We start from the raw sequence: 17,986 nt of genomic DNA, 5'->3' as shown, positions 1-17,986 counted from the left end.
CCGTACCCATCCTTCCTCCATCACACGCAGTCGCCCCGACAGGAAACCGTGAACGCCACACCCCAGCAGCCCGACATCCCCACCCAGGTCCGTCAGACGGCACGCGCCTTTGACGAGACGTACGCCGGCCTCATCGACATGAGTGACTTCGGTAACCGGCCGCCGGATCAGACAGAGCCGGCTTTCCGCTCGCGGGCCCTGGCCGCGCACGCCGTGCGGATCGTGACGGGGTGGACGCCCGAGCAGGCAGCCGAGTGTGTCATCGACGGCGGTCAGGACCAAGGGATCGACGCCGTCGCCATCGACGAGGCGGCAGCCCATATCTATCTTGTACAGGCTAAGTGGAGCCCGACCGGGACGGCCAAGGCCGACGAGACAGCGGTGCACAAGCTCTTCGTGGGATTGAGCCTCATCGATTCCGGAGAGGCCGCCCAGTTCAACCCACGCGGTCAGATCCTCGCCAAGCAGGCACACGAGCTCATCGGCGCGAAGGCCACCAAGATCACCCAGGTGATCGTCCTTATGGGAACCACGTCGCCTTCGCCAGGAGTGCGGCAGGCCATCAAGAACGGTGAAAAGGAGTTCAACTCCCTCGGCGACTACGTCGGGCATAGTGTTCTGCATGCGCCTGATGTCTATGCGCTGGTGCGCAAGGACCAACAGAGCGAGCCCGTCACCCTGGAAGCAACGCTCCAGCCTTGGTTCAGTGTGCCGTCTCCGTACCTCTCCTACGAGGGCGTCATGCAGGCCGAGCAGGTCGCTAGCTGGGCCGAGCACGGCAATGAGCTGTTCGCTCACAACATCCGTAACCCGCTCGGGCTGACCCCGATCAACAAGGAACTGGTCGACACTCTCACTGAGGAGCCCTCCCACTTCTGGTACTTCAACAACGGCGTCACCGTTCTCTGTGACTCCGTGGAAGCAGTGCCCGGTTCGCAGAAGTTCCCCGAGCGTCACCCCGTCCGGCTCATCGCTCACGGTGCCAGTGTGGTAAATGGCGCGCAGACCGTACGCTCCGTCATCGACGCGGCGGAGCAGGCCGATGAGGCCGGACTTGCCCAGGTCACCGTCCGTTTTATTGTCACCGGCGGCGATGCCGAGTTCGCCAACCGCACCACCCAGGCCACCAATCGGCAGAATCACATCACCGAACGCGACCGCATTGCGCTCGACCCCGTCCAGGCCGTGCTCATCGAGGAGTTCCGCGCGGAACTCGGGCTCGTGTACAGCGTGCGTCGCAGCGAGCTCGAACCGCAGGACGACGAGGGCTGCTCCGTCGTGGAAGCCGCGTGCGCGCTCGCCTGTGCCCACTCTGGAAGCAGGTTCTCGGCCCGACTCGTCGCGGCCGGCTCGACCGACGTGCTGTGGGTACGGGGTGGCGGCGGTATCTACGACCCACTCTTCCGTTCCGTCCCCAGCGTGTACGCGATCTGGAACGCCGTAAACGTTCTGCGGGCGGTGCGGAAGGCTCTGCGTACGGAGCGCGAACAGTACGCCGGGCGTGCGGCCGCCGTCATCGACGACGGAACGTTCCTCATCACCCACCTGGTGTTCCGGCGGCTTCTCGCTCAGGACGCAGGCATGGGGGAGCCGGACCAGTCGCTGGCATGGGCTGCCGGGGCGAAGGAGCAGGTGCCCGACCTGGTCAAGCGTGTCGTACCTGTTCTTGTGCAGGTTCTGGACGACGAAGTGGGCACCCGATCGAGTGTCCAGCGTGTATGCGCCGACTCCGGGCAGGCCGCCGATCTGGTGAGCGCCGTTCTGGCACGCCTCGACAGAGGCGGGAGCAGTGACGCCGCGGCGAAGTACCGACGCCAGGAGAACAAGCCACGAAAGCGCCGCAGGCCCAACGCGGTGCACGTCATTATCGACAGGGGGGCGCTGGACGAAGGGGCGACCCTGAGCTTGGCCCTCTACGTGCAGTCGGAGAAAGACGCGCTGGCCTCGTGGCTCGGGGCGAACCCGCGGCGCGCACACGCGAAGTGGACCAACACCAACCGGACCCGCCCGATCGTCTGGGCCGCGGACGGCCTTTCGTACTCACCCAGCGGTCTTGTCGCGCGCATGTTTGAGCTGGCCGAATGGGAGGAACGCCCCGTCTCGAACCAGGGCACCGCCCGCTGGGCCACCCAGGACGGAGAAACCCTCTCGGAACTCGCCGGCAGGCTCCTCGACGCGCTGGAAGGCGGTGAGGCCGCCGAGTGACGACTGAGTGGCATGGAGCCCGTCCAGCCGCGACACCAGCCTCTGGCGTGTAGGTACAGTGGCTTACGTGTAGGCACAATTGGGAGGCCGCCATGAGCACCATCTCCGTCCGCGAGTTCTCGTACAATCCCAGCGCCGTCTTCGCTCGCGTCGAGAAGGGAGAGGCGATCGAGGTCACCCGGCACGGCAATGTGATCGCGATACTGTCACCGGCCGGTAGCCCCATGGAGCGGTACGCACACCTGGTGGCACAGGGAAAGATCAAGCTGAAGCCTGTCACCGCCGCCGAGCGGCACACCATGCCGCACTACGAGGTTGCGGAAGACGTCGATCCCGTGGCGCTGCTGCTGGCCGAGCGCGAAGAGGACGACCGTTGATCTACATGGACACGTCCGCCCTTGTTACCTGGATGACCCGGCGCAGCCACTGGGCCACGCTCGACGTCTTTCTCCAGGAACGGGCCACAGAGCCGCTCGCCACCAGCACGCTCGGCTTCGTGGAGACAGTGCGGACGCTGGACCTCATGGGGCATTTTCCGAAGGCCATGGAGGACCTGGACGCCCGGATCACTGAGGTTCTTCTCACTCGCGAGGTACGTGATGCGGCAGCGCTGCTGGTCGGGCGCCTGAGGACGCTGGACGCGATCCACGTGGCCAGCGCTCTCTCGCTGCGGGATGACTTGACCGCCCTGGTGACGTACGACCGCAGGATGCTCGAGACTGCTCGGGCCGGGGGGCTGTCGGCCCACGCACCTGGTCTGGCGGACTGACGGGGCGGGCGGACTGTAGGAACCCGACAGTGCCCGGCCAAAGGCGCTGTCAGGGGCCGATTCTCCGACGCGCGGACGGTACCGATAGGTTTCCGAGGTACCAGACCGCTAACGAAAGGGTGATCCGTTGAGCCGCTCGGTTCTCGTCACCGGAGGAAACCGGGGCATCGGCCTCGCCATCGCCCGCGCTTTCGTCGCCAACGGCGACAAGGTCGCGATCACCTATCGTTCCGGCGAGCCGCCCGCCGAGCTCACCGAGGCCGGTGTTCTCGCAGTCCGTTGCGACATCACGGACCCCGAGCAGGTGGAGCAGGGCTACAAGGAGATCGAGGAGAAGCACGGCAACGTGGAGGTGCTGGTCGCCAACGCCGGTATCACCAAGGACCAGTTGCTGATGCGCATGTCCGAGGAGGACTTCACGTCCGTCCTCGACACCAACCTCACCGGCACCTTCCGGGTCGTCAAGCGCGCCAACCGCGGCATGCTGCGCGCCAAGAAGGGCCGCGTCGTCCTGATCTCCTCGGTCGTCGGCCTCCTCGGCTCGGCCGGCCAGGCCAACTACGCCGCGTCCAAGGCCGGTCTGGTCGGATTCGCCCGGTCCCTGGCGCGCGAGCTCGGCTCGCGGAACATCACTTTCAACGTCGTCGCGCCCGGCTTCGTGGACACCGACATGACGCAGGTGCTCACCGAGGAGCAGCGCAAGGGCATCGTGGCCCAGGTGCCGCTCGCGCGTTACGCGCAGCCCGAGGAGATCGCCGCCGCGGTGCGCTTCCTCGCCTCCGACGACGCGTCGTACATCACTGGAGCCGTCATCCCCGTTGACGGCGGATTGGGCATGGGTCACTGATCACCATGAGCGGAATTCTCGACGGCAAGCGCATCCTCATCACGGGTGTGCTGATGGAGTCGTCCATCGCGTTCCACGCCGCCAAGGTGGCGCAGGAGCAGGGCGCGGAGGTCATCCTCACCGCGTTCCCGCGGCCCACGCTGACCGAGCGCATCGCCAAGAAGCTCCCCAAGCCCGCCAAGGTCATCGAGCTGGACGTGACCGACCAGGAGCACCTGGACCGCCTCGCCGGGCTGGTCCGCGACGAGCTGGGCTCGCTGGACGGCGTCGTGCACTCCATCGGCTTCGCGCCGCAGGACGCGCTCGGCGGCAACTTCCTCAACACCCCGTTCGAGTCGGTCTCCACGGCGATGCACGTCTCGGCGTTCTCGCTGAAGTCGCTCGCCATGGCCTGCAAGCCGCTGATGAGCGAGGGCGGCTCGATCGTCGGCCTCACCTTCGACGCCCAGTTCGCCTGGCCGCAGTACGACTGGATGGGCCCGGCCAAGGCCGCCCTGGAGGCCACCTCCCGCTACCTGGCCCGCGACCTGGGCCCGGACGGCATCCGCTGCAACCTGATCTCGGCCGGGCCGCTCGGCTCGATGGCCGCCAAGTCCATCCCGGGCTTCGACGGGCTCGCCGACGTGTGGAACACCCGCGCGCCGCTGGCCTGGGACATGAAGGACCCGGAGCCGGCAGGGCGCGGCATCGTCGCACTGCTCTCCGACTTCTTCCCGCGGACCACCGGCGAGATCATCCACGTCGACAGCGGCGTGCACATGATGGGTGCCTGACCTCCCGGTCCCGTACGTTCCGCCCGCGCACCGTCCCCGGAATCCCCCCGGAGGCGGTGCGCGGCCGTTTCTCCCCCTCGGTGTACGCCCGAGCCGCGCTCAGGTCGAAAAGCCGGACGATCCCCCGCAGAATGTGGAGGAACCGGACTTCAGGTCAGGCATGGGGAGGAGATCGCGGTGCGTCGCACACCTCACCGAACCCGTTCCCTGCTGGCCTCCGGCGCGGTGATCGCCGGACTGCTCGTCCCGGCCGGCCTGTACGCCGCCGGGCACGTCGGGGCCGCCGGTGCGGCCGCGCCGCCCGCGCCCAGCCCCGAACCGGCCGGCTCCGAGTGCCGTACGTCGATCGAGGGCTCCCGGGTCGTCGCCTACTGCCACAACCCGTACCCCTCGGCCGACCGCGTCCAGCTGCACACCGAGTGCGCCCGCTGGTGGGACGTGGACGCGGACTCCAAGCCGGTGACGGTCGGCCCGGGGCACACGGTGCGCCTGGCCGACCGCTGCTGGAAGGAAGTCGCCTCCGCCTGGGTCACCCACAGCGCGGCGCCCAAAGCGTAGGGCGCAAGGACTCCGTAGGGCGCAAGGACTCCGGGGCCCAGGTCCTAGACCCGGTCCGCCAGGCAGATCAGCGCGTGGCTCGCGGCCTCCGTCGCCGCCGTCTCCGCGTCGCCCGCCCGGATCGCCTCGACCAGGCGGCTGTGGTCCATATGGTTCTCCGGCCGCAGCTCCTGGCCGACGTCACCGCGCAGATAGTCCCGCAGCAGGTCGCCCAGGTCCGCGTAGAGCCCCGTCAGCACGTCGTTGTGGGAAGCGGCCACCACGGCCAGGTGCAGCGTCGCGTCGGCGGCCACGAACGCCTCCGCGTCCCCGGCCGCCCAGGTCTCCTCGCGCCGCCGCATCAGCGCGTCCAGCTGCTTCAGGTCCCGCTCGGTGCGCCGGACCGCAGCCAGGCGCGCCGCAGAGGACTCCAGGGTCGACCGCAGCTCCGCGATGTGACGCGGGTCCGCCGAGGCGAACCGGCGGTGCATCACCCCGGCCAGCTCGCTGGTGGCGACCACATAGGTGCCCGAGCCCTGCCGGATGTCCAGCAGTCCGTTGTGCGCGAGCGCCCGGACCGCCTCGCGGACGGTGTTACGCGCCACCCCCAGCTGCTCGACCAGCTCGGGTTCGGTCGGGATACGAGAACCCACCGGCCACTCGCCCGTGGTGATCTGGTTCCTCAGCTGGGCAATCACCTGGTCGGCGAGTGCCGAACGCCTCGGGGACGTCAGCGCCATGGTGCTCCTCGGTCGCAACTGCTCATGGGCCCGATCTTCTCAGGGTCCGGTGGGCGGAAGGAATGGACAACCAATCATCCCATGATTCTATGATGGCCTCATGCGTGACGAAGAGACGACTCCCCAGACCGCGACCGGGACCCTGAGCCCCGGCGCCCCGGCAGCCACCCGCGCCGGCGCCCCCGCCCCGCGGACCGGCCCCGCGCCGTGGACGCTGCGCCTGGTCGCCCTCGGGCTCGTCCTCACCGCGCTCAACCTCCGCCCCGCCATCACCAGCCTCGGCGCCCTCCTCGAAGAAGTCCGCGACGGGCTCCACATGAGCGGCAGCGTCGCCGGGGTCCTCACCTCCGTGCCCCCGCTCTGCTTCGCGGTCTTCGGCGTCATGGCACCGCGCCTCGCCCGCCGCTTCGGCCCCGGTGCGGTGGTCTGCGCGGGCATGGTCGCCATCACGGCGGGGCTGGTGATCCGGCCCCTGGTCGGCGGCACCGCCGGCTTCCTGGCCGCCAGCGCCCTGGCCCTCATGGGCATCGCCGTCAGCAACGTCCTGATGCCGGTGATCGTCAAGCGCTGGTTCCCCGACCGCGTCGGCTCCATGACCGGGCTCTACTCCATGGCCCTGGCCCTCGGCACCTCGCTGGCCGCCGCCGTGACCGTGCCCCTGACCGGCGCGATGGGCGGCAGCTGGAAGGCCGGGCTCGGCATCTGGGCCGTGCTGGCCGCCGCCGCGATCCTGCCCTGGCTCCCACTGCTGCGGGCCCGGACCACCGCCCACGAGCCGGTCCCGGCCGCCGCGCGGCCCGAGGCCCCGGAGCTCCGGATCACCCGCAGCCGGACCGCCTGGGCGCTGGCCTGCTTCTTCGGCCTCCAGGCCACCGCCGCGTACATCACCATGGGCTGGATGCCGCAGATCTTCCGGGACGCCGGGGTCTCCGCCGGCACCGCGGGCGTGCTGCTCGCGCTCACCATGGCCATGGGCGTCCCGCTCGCCTTCGTGATCCCGCGCGTCGCCGCCCGGATGCGCACCCAGGGCCCGATCGTCGTCCTCCTCGGCGCCTGCGGCCTCACCGGCTACGCGGGTCTCTACCTGGCCCCCTCCGGCGGCGCCTGGGCCTGGGCGCTGCTCCTGGGCGTCTCGAACTGCGCGTTCCCGCTCGCCCTCACGATGATCGGGATGCGGGCCCGCAGCGGCGCCGGAGTGGTCCGGCTGTCCGCGTTCGCCCAGTCCACCGGCTATCTGATCTCGATCCCCGGACCGCTCCTGGTCGGCGTGCTCTACCAGCACAGCGGCGGCTGGGGCGTGCCGATCGCGCTGATGGCCGCCCTGATGGTGCCGCAGATGGCCGTGGGCGTCCTGGCGGGCCGGGACCGGACGATCGAGGACGAATCCTGAGGTGCGAGACTGGGGCCATGTCACCTGTGCTCGATCCGAATCCCCAGAACGGTCAGAAGAAGCTGCTCCTCGTCCTCGGGGCCATGCTGCTGATCACGGTCGTCGTCGGCGTCATCGCCGCCCTCGCGTCCCCGTGACGCCCCGCCCTGGCGGGGTGGGGCTAGCACCCCCATCCCTTAGGGGGCCAGGGTCAGGGTGAAGTGGGTGGGTCACCGGATGGGAGCGGCGCCCCCGTCTCCGTAAGTTCTGAGTATCAGAACCGACCACCCACGGAGGCGGACATGCCGGCCCGTACGCACACCACCCGTCCGGAGCCGAGCGGCGTCGACGTACGGCTGCCGTGGTGGGCCGTCGCACTGCCCGCCGTCGCCTTCGCCGCGCTCCTGCTGCTGATCGCCGGACCGGGCCAGGCGCAGGCCGCCACCGGCGAATCGGCGACCGGCCGGCTGCTGCGCCACCTCGTGGAGCTGCTGACCCGCTGACCTCCCGTCCCCGGGGGCTGCGAAGCCGCCAACACCCTGCGCCGGGTGGCGCGTTTCATGCGAAGCTGAGGTGTATGAGCGCCGATACATCTCGCAGGATCGTCCTTCTCAGACATGCCAAGGCGGAATGGTCGCAGGAGTCCGACCACGAGCGGCCGCTGGCCGAGCGCGGCCGCATGGAGGCCCCCATGGTGGGCCGCAAGCTCGCCGATTCCGGGATCGTCTTCGACCTGGCCCTCTGCTCGACCGCCGCCAGAACGCGTGAGACGTGGAAGCTGGCCGTGCACGAGATGCCCGAGCGCCCGAGGACCGTGTACGAGGAGCGGCTGTACGAGGCATCGCTCGGCGACCTGATCGCCCTGGTCAACGAGACCCCGGACGACGTCGCCGACCTGCTGGTCATCGGCCACAACCCCGGCATGCACGCGCTCGCCGACGCCCTCTCCGGCAGCGGCGAGGGCGACGGGCTCGCCCGGATGGCGCGCGGCGGCTTCCCGACCGCCGCCTTCGCCGTGGTCGGGTTCACCGGCCCCTGGAAGAGCGTCGAGCACGGCGTCGGCCGGCTCACCGAATACTGGACCCCCAACGACTGAACCGCCGCCCGTACGGGAAGGGCCCCGGCACACACCGCGAGGTGCGCGCCGGGGCCCTTCCCGTAGCAGTGGCGGGAGCTATTCCACGAGGCCGTCGGCCGCCTCGACCTCCTCGCGGGTGACGCCGAGCAGATAGAGCACGGTGTCCAGGAACGGCACGTTCACCGCCGTGTGCGCGGCCTCGCGGACCACCGGCTTCGCGTTGAACGCGACCCCGAGCCCCGCCGTGTTCAGCATGTCCAGGTCATTGGCCCCGTCGCCGATCGCCACCGTCTGCGCCAGCGGCACCCCCGCCTCGGCGGCGAAGCTCCGCAGCAGCCGGGCCTTGCCCGCCCGGTCCACGATGTCCCCGGTCACCCGGCCCGTGAGCTTTCCGTCCACGACCTCCAGCGTGTTGGCGGACGCGAAGTCGAGCCCCAGGCGCTCCTTCAGATCGTCGGTCACCTGAGTGAAACCGCCCGAGACCACACCCACCTGGTAGCCGAGCCGCTTCAGTGTACGGATCAGCGTCCGGGCCCCCGGCGTCAGCCGGACCTCCGCGCGGACCTTCTCCACCACGGACACGTCAAGCCCCGCGAGCAGCGCCACCCGGGCGTGCAGCGACTGCTCGAAGTCCAGCTCACCGCGCATCGCCCGCTCGGTCACCTCGGCGACCTCGGCCTCGCAGCCCGCGTGCGCCGCGAACAGCTCGATGACCTCGTCCTGGATCAGCGTCGAGTCGACGTCCATCACGACGAGCCGCTGCGCCCGGCGGCTCAGCCCCGCCGAGACGACCGCCACGTCCACGCCGATGCCCGCGGCCTCCGGCGCCAGCGCGCTGCGCAGCTCCTCGGTCCCCGTACCGGACACCGCGAACTCGACCGCCGTGACGGGGTACTTCGCCAGCCGGAAGACGCGGTCGATGTTCCCGCCGGTCGAGGTGATCCGGGCCGCTATGGCCGCCGTGGACTCCGCGGTCAGCGGGTGCCCCAGCACCGTGACATGGGAACGGCCGACGCCGCGCGGCCGGTTGTCGCCGGTGCCGGAGATGATCTCCGCCTGGAGCTTCAGCGACTCCGCCCAGCTGTGCACGGTGGCCCGCAGCTCGCCCTCGGTGGTCCCGCCCGCGGTGGGCGCGGTGACCAGCGCGCACAGGACGATACGGCCCCGGGTCACGACCTGCTCGATGTCGACCACGTCGACCGAGTAGGCGGCCAGGGTGTCGAAGAGGCCCGCGGTGATCCCGGGGCGGTCCTTCCCGAAGATCTTCACCAGCAGGGTCGGTACGTCCGGACCCTGCCGTGACTCGGCGGGCTCGGGAGACGGGGCGGGCTCAGGAGGCCGGGATACGCTCATGGTGCACCCACCGTATCGGTCCCCGAGCGCGCGCAGGCAGCCCGTCCCGAGTGCCGGACACCCCGGGCATCCGCACCCGGTCCGTCCCCTTTCGCCTGGCCGCGCAGGTCTCGGTGAGGTCACCCTCGGCCGCCCGGCTTTCGTATCCGGGACCGGTCCTGGAATAGTTCCCCACGATGTTCAGCATCCCTAGACTCCCTGCGACGGGGGTAACACGGGGGACAACTAGTGGGGCGCGGAGTGCCGGAACTCGTACTGGAATTGAATGGCAGGACCTGGACGCTCGATGCGTCCAGGGCATACACCCTGGGGCGTGATCCGCAGGGGGACATGGCGATCGATGACGCCAGAGTGTCGTGGCGGCACGCCACGATCAGCTGGAACGGGCGCAGTTGGTTCATCGAGGACCACGGCAGCACCAACGGCACGTACGTGCACGGGCAGCGGATCCACCAGATGGAGATCGCGGCCGGCTCCACCGTGAACCTGGGCAACGCCACCGACGGACCCCGGCTGACCCTGAGCGCCGCGGACGTCTACAGCGGCCGGGCCGCCGGCCCCGCGCAGCCGCAGCAGCAGCCCGCGCCTCAGCAGCCGCACCAGCCTCAGCAGGGCGGCCCGGGCTGGCAGCAGCCGGCACCCCAGCAGCCCGCGCCTCAGCAGCCGTACGTGCCGCAGCAGGGCGGGGCCCCGGCGCCGCCCGGTCCCGGCAACGGCCCGGCGGGAGCGGCGCCGGTCTACGGGGACCGCAGCCCGACCACGTTCCACCAGCTGGCCCTCGGCCGGGTGATGCGGATCGGCCGTGCGCTGGAGAACGACCTGGTCGTCTCGGACCTCCAGGTCTCCCGTAACCACGCCGAGTTCCACGCGACGCCCGACGGCCGCTTCGAGATCCGCGATCTCGGCTCGCACAACGGCACGTACGTCAACGGCCAGCCGCTCTCCAAGTCCGGCTCGGCGCTCATCGGCCCGAACGACACCGTCGGCGTCGGTCACTCGACGTTCCGGCTCGTCGGCGACCGGCTGGAAGAGTTCGTCGACACCGGCGAGGTCTCCTTCGCGGCCCGCCACCTCACGGTCACCGTCGACGGCGGCAAGCAGATCCTCAAGGACGTCTCGTTCGGCGTCCCGGAGAAGTCGCTCATCGGCGTCATCGGCCCGTCCGGCTCCGGGAAGTCCACCCTGCTCAAGGCGCTCACCGGCTACCGGCCCGCCAACCAGGGCGACGTCCTCTACGACAACCGGAATCTCTACAAGCAGTTCGCCGAGCTCCGCCAGCGCATCGGCCTGGTTCCGCAGGACGACATCCTGCACAAGGAACTGACCGTCACCCGCGCCCTGAAGTACGCGGCCAAGCTCCGCTTCCCCGCGGACACCACCGAGGCCGAGCGCCAGGCCCGGATACACGAGGTCCTGACCGAGCTCAAGCTCGACATCCACAAGGACAAGAAGGTCACCTCGCTCTCCGGCGGCCAGCGCAAGCGCGTCTCGGTAGCGCTGGAGCTGCTGACCAAGCCGTCGCTGATCTTCCTGGACGAGCCGACCTCCGGCCTCGACCCGGGCATGGACCGCGATGTGATGCAGCTGCTGCGCGGACTGGCCGACGACGGCCGTACCGTGCTGGTCGTCACGCACTCGGTCGCCGAGCTGGCCATCTGCGACAAGCTCCTGGTGATGGCGCCGGGCGGTGCCGTGGCCTACTTCGGCCCGCCGGACGAGGCGCTGAACTTCTTCGGCTACACCACCTGGGCCGACGTCTTCTCGGCGTTCGAGAACTACCGCGACTACGACTGGGCGGGCCGCTGGCGCGGTTCGCAGCACTACCAGATGTACGCCGCCGACATCGACGCCGCCGCCGTGCAGTCCGTGCACATGCCGCCGCCGCAGCAGATGCGCCCGCCGAAGCCGCAGGGCTGGGGTACCCAGCTGTGGACGCTGATGCGCCGCTACCTCTCGGTGATCGGCTCCGACAAGGGCTTCATGGGCCTGATGGTGATCCTGCCCGCGGTGCTCGGCATCGTCAGCGTGGTCATCCCGTCGGACTACGGTCTCGCGCCGCCGAAGCCGCCGCACAAGTTCAACGGCGACGCCGGAACGATCATGCTGATCCTCACGATCGGCATGTGCTTCTCCGGCGCGGCCAACTCCGTACGCGAACTGATCAAGGAACGCGTCATCTACGAACGGGAACGGGCCACCGGTCTGTCCCGCTCCGCCTATCTGATGTCCAAGGTGATCGTCCTCGGCCTGATCACGGCCGTCCAGGGCGTCATCATCTGCGGCATCGGCTTCGCCACCCGCGATCTGCCCGAAGAGGGCCTGATCATGCCGCCGGCCGTCGAGCTCTGCCTGACGGTCATCGCGCTCGGCTTCACCTCGATGATGTTCGGCCTGGTCATCTCCTCGCTGGTGAAGACCGCCGAGAAGACGATGCCGCTGCTGGTCATGTTCGCGATCGTCCAGGTCGTCTTCACCGGCATCCTCTTCCAGGTGTACGGATCGCCCGGCCTGGAGCAGTTCGCCTGGCTGATGCCGTCCCGCTGGGCCATCGCGGGCGCCGGCGCGACGCTGGACCTCGGCCACCTCATGCCGCCGTGGGACCAGAACAACCCCACGGACCTGGACCCGCTCTGGGAGCACTCGGTGGGCCAGTGGGGGATCGACATCTCGGTGCTGCTGTTCCTCGGCGTCGTCTGCGGCTTCGCGGTCGCGCGGCTGCTGCGCCGCCACGAGCCCGAGGTCATGCGCAAGTAACCGGCCCGGACACGCGCCGAAGGGCGGCACCCACGCGGGGTGCCGCCCTTCGGCGTCTGTCATCGGCGGTACGGATCGCGGCGGATCAGTACGCGCTGTTGACGTTGTCGATCGAGCCGTACTTGTCGGCGGCGTAGTTGGCCGACGCGGTGATGTTGGCGACCGGGTCGTACTGCGTGTGCGGGGTGCCGGACACGTGGTAGTAGTCGAAGGTCGGCTTGATGATCTGGAGCAGACCGATCGAGGGCACGCCGTTCTGGGCGTTGATGTCCCAGTCGTTGATGGCGTTCGGGTTGCCGCTGGACTCGCGGATGATGTTGCGGTGCAGACCCTCGTACGTGCCCGGGATGCCCTTCTCGTGCATGATGTCGAGGGACTCCCGGATCCAGCCGTCCAGGTTGTTGGCGTACAGGTGCGTACGGGCGGAGGAGCGGCTGGAGCGCGACTCGGACTTGTGGGACTTGGCCTTGGTGTGCGCCTTGGCCTTCGCCTTCTTCTTCAGCTCGGCCTTCTTCGCCTTCTTCGCCTTGGCCTCGGCCTTCTCCTTCACCGCGGCGGCCTTCTCGGCCTTGGCGGCGTCGGCGGCCTTGACCAGCTTCTCGGCGGTCGAGTGCTGCTGGATGACGCTGTCCTGGATCGCGCGGGCCTGCTTGGAGCTCGCGGAGTCGAAGAGGACCGGGGCGGCGGAGAGAGCCTGCGGTTCCGTCTCGGCCTCGGCGTGACCGGGCACCAGGGACAAGGAGAGTGCAGCGGCGGCGACGGCGGAGACGCCGGCGGCGGAGAGCTTCTGGGTCTTGTTCAGGTTACGGATACGGCCGGTGAAGCGGGACGCGGACATACAGGCTTACCTCTTCGTATTCGGGGGGTCCTCACGGAGGACGAAGACGGGAGCGACTGCGCATCTCCGTCGGGGACGAGCTCAATTCTTAGCGGCGGCAAAATGCCGTGGCAAAGGTGTGACGTACGAAGCCGGGTAGTGGAATGCGGGGCGGTTTGCCCGGTTCGCCCCCAGCTCATCGCACACCAAATCGCCCTTTTCGGTCTACTAGGTGGCTTCGTAAGTGACGTGGGCCCTATGCCCGGCCTCACATCGGGCGGGTAACGACCTCACCACGTGTTGCTGGAGCAATTCGGAGTGCGACGTTCCGGAAGGGGTTCGGGCAGCCGTTCCCGGCCCCGCGCACGGCACACCGGCCGCAGGTCCTAGTCCCTCCGCCCCGGTTCCCGGCCGCCTCCGGTCCGATACGGGGCGCGGAGCCCGCCGGTACGGTGATCCGCATGAGCCACCGACCCCCCTCCGGCCTCGCCGCCGTCAGCGCCGCGCTGCTCGCCATGAGCCGCCACCTGGAGGTACGGGACGTCCTGAAGACGATCGTCGCCTCGGCCCGCGAACTCCTGGACGCCGAATACGCCGCCCTCGGGGTCCCCGACGACCACGGCGGCTTCGCCCAGTTCGTCGTGGACGGCGTCAGCGACGAACAGTGGAAGGCCATCGGACCGCTGCCCCGCCAGCACGGCATCCTCGCCGCGATGCTCCACGGCGCGAAGACCGAACGTCTCGCCGACGTCCGCAAGGACCCCCGCTTCGGGGGCTGGCCCAGCGCCCACCCCGACATGTCCGACTTCCTCGGCCTGCCCATCCGGGACGGCGACGAGACCATCGGCGCCCTCTTCCTCGCCAACAAGAGGTGCCCCAAGCCCGAGGGCGTCTGCGGATTCACCGCCGAGGACGAGGAACTGCTCTCGATCCTCGCCCAGCACGCGGCCATCGCCCTCACCAACGCCCGCCTCTACGAACGCAGCCGCGAGCTCACCATCGCCGAGGAGCGCTCCCGCCTCGCCCACGAGCTGCACGACGCGGTCAGCCAGAAGCTCTTTTCGCTCCGGCTCACCGCCCAGGCCGCCGCCACCCTGGTCGACCGCGACCCGGCCCGCGCCAAGGGCGAGCTCCAGCAGGTCGCCGCCCTCGCCGCCGAGGCCGTGGACGAACTGCGCGCCGCCGTCGTGGAGCTCCGCCCGGCCGCCCTGGACGAGGACGGCCTCGTCGCCACCCTCCGCACCCAGGTCCAGGTCCTCGACCGGGCCCACACCGCCCGGGTCACCTTCACCGGCACCGGCGTCCGGGCCCTGCCCGCCGCCCAGGAGGAAGCGCTGCTCCGGGTCACCCAGGAGGCCCTGCACAACGCCCTGCGCCACGCCGACGCGGCCCACGTCGACGTCAGCCTCGCCCGCCACGACGGCGCCACGCTGCTGCGGATCACCGACGACGGCCGGGGCTTCGAACCCGCCGCCACCCGCCGGGCCGGGCGCCACCTGGGCCTGGTCTCCATGCGGGACCGGGCGAGCGGCGTCGGCGGCCGCCTCACCGTTGAATCCGCGCCCGGCAAGGGCACCACGATCGAGATGGAGATCCCCGGTGGCTGACAGGATCATCAGGGTGCTGCTCGTCGACGACCACCAGGTCGTCCGCCGCGGCCTGCGCACGTTCCTGGAGATCCAGGACGACATCGAGGTCGTCGGCGAGGCGGCCGACGGCGCCGAGGGCGTGGCCAGGACGGAGGAGCTGCGGCCCGACGTCGTGCTGATGGACATCAAGATGCCCGGCACCGACGGCATCGAGGCGCTGCGCCGCCTCCGCGAGCTGGAGAACCCGGCCAAGGTGCTGATCGTCACCAGCTTCACCGAGCAACGCACCGTCGTCCCCGCCCTGCGCGCGGGCGCCTCCGGCTACGTATACAAGGACGTCGACCCGGACGCCCTGGCCGGCGCCATCCGCTCCGTCCACGCCGGACACGTCCTGCTCCAGCCCGAGGTGGCCGGGGCACTGCTCGCCCAGGACGAGCCGGGCACGGGCACCGGCCGGGGGAGCACCCTCACCGAACGCGAACGGGAAGTGCTCGGCCTGATCGCCGACGGCCGGTCCAACCGCGAGATCGCACGCGCCCTGGTCCTGTCCGAGAAGACGGTCAAGACCCACGTCTCGAACATCCTCATGAAGCTCGACCTGGCCGACCGCACCCAGGCCGCACTCTGGGCGGTCCGCCACGGAGCGGCGGGCTGAGGGGGAGCCGGGCCGGCTCCGACCACCACGGCCGCAAGCCGGCCCGGCCCGCAGGGCACCGGGGTCCCAGCCGCCGCCCCGGCCCAGCCCCGCGCGCTGCCGCCGCGGCCGTACGCACCGTCGCTCAGGCCCGACCCGGGGCGCTCGCGTTGCCGCTCCGGCCGACCCTGTCCGTACGCACCGTCGCTCCGGCGGCCCCGGGGCGCACGCGCTGCCGGGTCCGCCGCACGCGCTCCCGCCGACCCGGGGCGCTCGCGCCCCTACCGCGCCCGCTCCTCCACATACGCGTTGTACGCCGCCACCTGCGCCCGCCGCGCCACCCGCTCCACCGGCCGCAGCGCCTCGCCCCGCGCCGCCATCTCCGACGCGCTCACCGCGCCGCCGTGCCCGTTCTCGTACGCCACCGAGATCAGCAGCCCGACCCGCTGCGCCAGCTCAAGCACCCGTACCGCCCGGGGCGGATAGCCCGGGGCCAGCACCTCGCGCCCCCGCTCCGCCCGCGCCCGGTACGCGTCCACCGCCGCCTCGGCCACCGGCCCCGAACCGGCCACGTCCAGCCGGGTCAGCAGCGTCGTCGCGTCCCGCAGCGCCTCGGCCAGCTCCCGTTCCGCCTCGCCCAGCGAGGGCACATCGGCCGGCGGAGCCTCCCGTACCGCCAGGCAGTGCCACACCACGTCCACGTGCACATCACCGGCCGGGCCCGCCTCACGCACCTCGGGCACCAGCCCGTACGGGGCGCCGTGGGTCACCACGGCCTCCTCCGCCTCCAGCGCCCGGGCGTTGAAATCGGCCGGACCGCTCAGCCCCAGCGGATGCCCCGGCACCGGCAGCGCGACCCGGAAGCCGCTCACCCCCAGCGCCCGCAGCCGCCCCAGGGCGAACGTCAGCCCGACCGGACCGGCCTCACCCGGCAGCCCCTCGACGCGGTGCACCGCGTCCTCCCCGACGATGGCGAGCGCCGCGTCGTCCGGCGACACGAGCCCCGCCAGCAACGCGTTCCCCCAGGCGGCCAGCAGCCCTGAACGTGGTTCCGAAAGCATGCGGACAGCCTAGGCGGTCCCCCGTCGCGCCCGGCCGGGTCCGCGACGGCGGGCCCAGCGCCGCCGGTACTCACGCGGTGGCGTAGGTTTTCCCTGGGAGCTGTGCCCACAGGCACGCGACGATCTCGACACTGCATGGGGAGACAACGCGCTCATGAGCGATGTACTGGAGCTGGTGGACGTATCCGTGGTCCGCGACGGACGCGCTCTGGTGGACGACGTCTCCTGGTCGGTCAAGGAGGGTGAGCGCTGGGTCATCCTCGGCCCCAACGGCGCCGGCAAGACCACCCTGCTCAACATCGCGTCCAGCTACCTCTTCCCCACCAAGGGCAGCGTCAGCGTCCTCGGCGAGCGCCTCGGCGGCGTCGGCACCGACGTCTTCGACCTGCGCCCCCGCATCGGCATCGCGGGCGTCGCCCTGGCCGAAAAGCTGCCCCGCCGCCAGACGGTCCTCCAGACGGTGCTCACCGCCGCCTACGGCATGACCGCCACCTGGAACGAGAACTACGACAAGGTGGACGAGGACCGCGCCCGCGCCTTCCTCGACCGGCTCGGCATGACCGAGTACCTCGACCGCAAGTTCGGCACCCTCTCCGAGGGAGAGCGCAAGCGCACCCTGATCGCCCGCGCCATGATGACCGACCCCGAGCTGCTCCTCCTGGACGAGCCCGCCGCCGGTCTCGACCTCGGCGGCCGCGAGGACCTGGTCCGCCGCCTCGGCCGGCTGGCCCGCGACCCGTACGCACCCTCCATGATCATGGTGACCCACCACGTCGAGGAGATCGCCCCCGGCTTCACCCACGTCCTGATGATCCGCCAGGGCAAGGTCCTGGCCGCCGGCCCCATGGAGACCGAGCTCACCTCCCGCAACCTCTCCCTCTGCTTCGGCCTGCCCCTCGTGGTCGAGCACCAGGGCGACCGCTACACCGCCCGCGGACTGCCGCTCGGCTAGGCCGGGTTGACCGTCGCGCGCCCTGTCCGTGAGGGCGTCCGCGGTCCTACGATGGTCATGTGGACATCGACGCGTGGGTGTGGTGGCTGATCGGCGCGGTGGGACTGGGCATTCCGCTCGTCCTGACCGCGATGCCCGAGTTCGGCATGTTCGCCGTGGGGGCCGTCGCCGCCGCGGTCGTCGCGGCCCTCGGCGGCGGAATCGTCGCACAGGTCCTGGTCTTCGTCATCGTCTCGGTGGCGCTGACGGCCGTGGTACGCGTGATCGCCGGGCGGCAGCGCGCGGACCGGGTACCCGTGCACGCCACCGGCATCGACGCCCTGAAGGGCCGTCAGGCCGTCGTCCTGGAACGGGTGGACGGCACCGGTGGCCGCATCAAGCTGGCGGGCGAGATCTGGTCGGCGCGCGCCTTCGACCCCGAATACAGCTACGAACCCGGCCAACAGGTCGACGTCGTGGACATCGACGGGGCGACGGCCGTCGTCATGTGACCGAACTGCCCCCACAC

At 70.5% G+C, this 17,986-nt stretch carries 19 protein-coding genes; 15 read left to right on the top strand and 4 right to left on the bottom strand.

Annotation, left to right across the window (positions count from 1 at the left end; translation table 11 throughout):
• Positions 1 to 48 precede the first annotated feature (48 nt).
• The 6 genes from OG338_RS04825 (at position 49) to OG338_RS04800 (ending at position 5,152) form a co-directional block, all read left to right on the top strand.
• The gene (locus OG338_RS04825) at positions 49 to 2,205 is read left to right on the top strand and encodes an AIPR family protein (protein WP_405936125.1); all 2,157 of its coding nucleotides are present in this window, start codon (positions 49 to 51) and stop codon (positions 2,203 to 2,205) included.
• A gap of 92 nt (positions 2,206 to 2,297) precedes the next feature.
• Positions 2,298 to 2,582, top strand: coding sequence for a type II toxin-antitoxin system Phd/YefM family antitoxin (locus tag OG338_RS04820; RefSeq protein ID WP_405936124.1), 285 nt, complete (start codon positions 2,298 to 2,300; stop codon positions 2,580 to 2,582).
• Between the two features lie 5 nt (positions 2,583 to 2,587).
• On the top strand, positions 2,588 to 2,974 hold the full coding sequence (locus tag OG338_RS04815) for a type II toxin-antitoxin system VapC family toxin (protein ID WP_405936123.1): 387 nt from the start codon (positions 2,588 to 2,590) through the stop codon (positions 2,972 to 2,974).
• 127 nt (positions 2,975 to 3,101) lie between these two features.
• Positions 3,102 to 3,821 carry a 3-oxoacyl-[acyl-carrier-protein] reductase gene (fabG, locus tag OG338_RS04810; RefSeq protein ID WP_405936122.1) on the top strand — a complete coding sequence of 240 codons (720 nt, stop codon included), beginning with the start codon at positions 3,102 to 3,104 and terminating at the stop codon, positions 3,819 to 3,821.
• A 5-nt stretch (positions 3,822 to 3,826) separates the two neighbouring features.
• Positions 3,827 to 4,594 (top strand): enoyl-ACP reductase FabI, encoded by a 768-nt coding sequence (gene fabI, locus OG338_RS04805; RefSeq protein ID WP_111333260.1) that lies wholly within the window; start codon positions 3,827 to 3,829, stop codon positions 4,592 to 4,594.
• A gap of 177 nt (positions 4,595 to 4,771) precedes the next feature.
• Positions 4,772 to 5,152, top strand: coding sequence for a hypothetical protein (locus tag OG338_RS04800; RefSeq protein ID WP_405936121.1), 381 nt, complete (start codon positions 4,772 to 4,774; stop codon positions 5,150 to 5,152).
• A 44-nt stretch (positions 5,153 to 5,196) separates the two neighbouring features.
• Here the strand turns inward: OG338_RS04800 and OG338_RS04795 are convergent, their stop codons facing one another.
• On the bottom strand, positions 5,197 to 5,871 hold the full coding sequence (locus OG338_RS04795) for a FadR/GntR family transcriptional regulator (protein ID WP_405936120.1): 675 nt from the start codon (positions 5,869 to 5,871) through the stop codon (positions 5,197 to 5,199).
• A gap of 100 nt (positions 5,872 to 5,971) precedes the next feature.
• Here OG338_RS04795 and OG338_RS04790 point away from each other — a divergent pair, with 100 nt between their 5' ends.
• From OG338_RS04790 to OG338_RS04775, 4 genes are all read left to right on the top strand, one after another.
• Entirely contained in the window at positions 5,972 to 7,261 is a 1,290-nt protein-coding gene (locus tag OG338_RS04790; RefSeq protein ID WP_405936119.1) for a CynX/NimT family MFS transporter, read from the top strand.
• 26 nt (positions 7,262 to 7,287) lie between these two features.
• On the top strand, positions 7,288 to 7,398 hold the full coding sequence (locus OG338_RS04785; RefSeq protein ID WP_405940319.1) for an SGM_5486 family transporter-associated protein: 111 nt from the start codon (positions 7,288 to 7,290) through the stop codon (positions 7,396 to 7,398).
• A 144-nt stretch (positions 7,399 to 7,542) separates the two neighbouring features.
• Positions 7,543 to 7,743 (top strand): hypothetical protein, encoded by a 201-nt coding sequence (locus tag OG338_RS04780; protein WP_405936118.1) that lies wholly within the window; start codon positions 7,543 to 7,545, stop codon positions 7,741 to 7,743.
• 74 nt (positions 7,744 to 7,817) lie between these two features.
• A complete protein-coding gene (locus tag OG338_RS04775) occupies positions 7,818 to 8,336 on the top strand; it encodes a SixA phosphatase family protein (protein ID WP_405936117.1) in 519 nt (172 codons plus the stop codon).
• 78 nt (positions 8,337 to 8,414) lie between these two features.
• Here the strand turns inward: OG338_RS04775 and serB are convergent, their stop codons facing one another.
• Positions 8,415 to 9,671 carry a phosphoserine phosphatase SerB gene (gene serB / locus OG338_RS04770; RefSeq protein WP_405936116.1) on the bottom strand — a complete coding sequence of 419 codons (1,257 nt, stop codon included), beginning with the start codon at positions 9,669 to 9,671 and terminating at the stop codon, positions 8,415 to 8,417.
• 228 nt (positions 9,672 to 9,899) lie between these two features.
• On the opposite strand from serB, the gene OG338_RS04765 reads away from it, so the two are divergent.
• Positions 9,900 to 12,425: an FHA domain-containing protein gene (locus OG338_RS04765; protein ID WP_405936115.1), complete on the top strand. Its 2,526-nt coding sequence runs from the start codon at positions 9,900 to 9,902 to the stop codon at positions 12,423 to 12,425.
• Positions 12,426 to 12,510: 85 nt separating this feature from the next.
• On the opposite strand, the gene OG338_RS04760 is transcribed toward OG338_RS04765, so the two are convergent.
• A complete protein-coding gene (locus OG338_RS04760) occupies positions 12,511 to 13,263 on the bottom strand; it encodes a transglycosylase SLT domain-containing protein (RefSeq protein ID WP_405936114.1) in 753 nt (250 codons plus the stop codon).
• Positions 13,264 to 13,703: 440 nt separating this feature from the next.
• Here OG338_RS04760 and OG338_RS04755 point away from each other — a divergent pair, with 440 nt between their 5' ends.
• On the top strand, positions 13,704 to 14,849 hold the full coding sequence (locus OG338_RS04755; RefSeq protein ID WP_405936113.1) for a GAF domain-containing sensor histidine kinase: 1,146 nt from the start codon (positions 13,704 to 13,706) through the stop codon (positions 14,847 to 14,849).
• Complete coding sequence (locus OG338_RS04750) at positions 14,842 to 15,486, top strand: response regulator transcription factor (protein WP_073968438.1); 645 nt, start codon at positions 14,842 to 14,844, stop codon at positions 15,484 to 15,486. Before OG338_RS04755 ends, OG338_RS04750 begins: the two co-directional genes overlap by 8 nt.
• 260 nt (positions 15,487 to 15,746) lie before the next feature.
• Here OG338_RS04750 and OG338_RS04745 read toward each other — a convergent pair whose 3' ends face one another.
• The gene (locus OG338_RS04745; protein WP_405936112.1) at positions 15,747 to 16,526 is read right to left on the bottom strand and encodes a hypothetical protein; all 780 of its coding nucleotides are present in this window, start codon (positions 16,524 to 16,526) and stop codon (positions 15,747 to 15,749) included.
• 154 nt (positions 16,527 to 16,680) lie between these two features.
• Here OG338_RS04745 and OG338_RS04740 point away from each other — a divergent pair, with 154 nt between their 5' ends.
• Together OG338_RS04740 and OG338_RS04735 are read left to right on the top strand one after the other, a co-directional pair.
• Entirely contained in the window at positions 16,681 to 17,478 is a 798-nt protein-coding gene (locus OG338_RS04740; protein ID WP_383298101.1) for an ABC transporter ATP-binding protein, read from the top strand.
• A gap of 59 nt (positions 17,479 to 17,537) precedes the next feature.
• A complete protein-coding gene (locus OG338_RS04735; protein ID WP_405936111.1) occupies positions 17,538 to 17,969 on the top strand; it encodes an NfeD family protein in 432 nt (143 codons plus the stop codon).
• Positions 17,970 to 17,986: the final 17 nt, after the last annotated feature.

The sequence above is a fragment of the Streptomyces sp. NBC_00726 genome, from assembly GCF_045161735.1.
In the GTDB taxonomy this organism is placed as follows: Bacteria; Actinomycetota; Actinomycetes; order Streptomycetales; family Streptomycetaceae; genus Streptomyces.
This window is presented reverse-complemented; position numbering and strand designations above follow the sequence as displayed.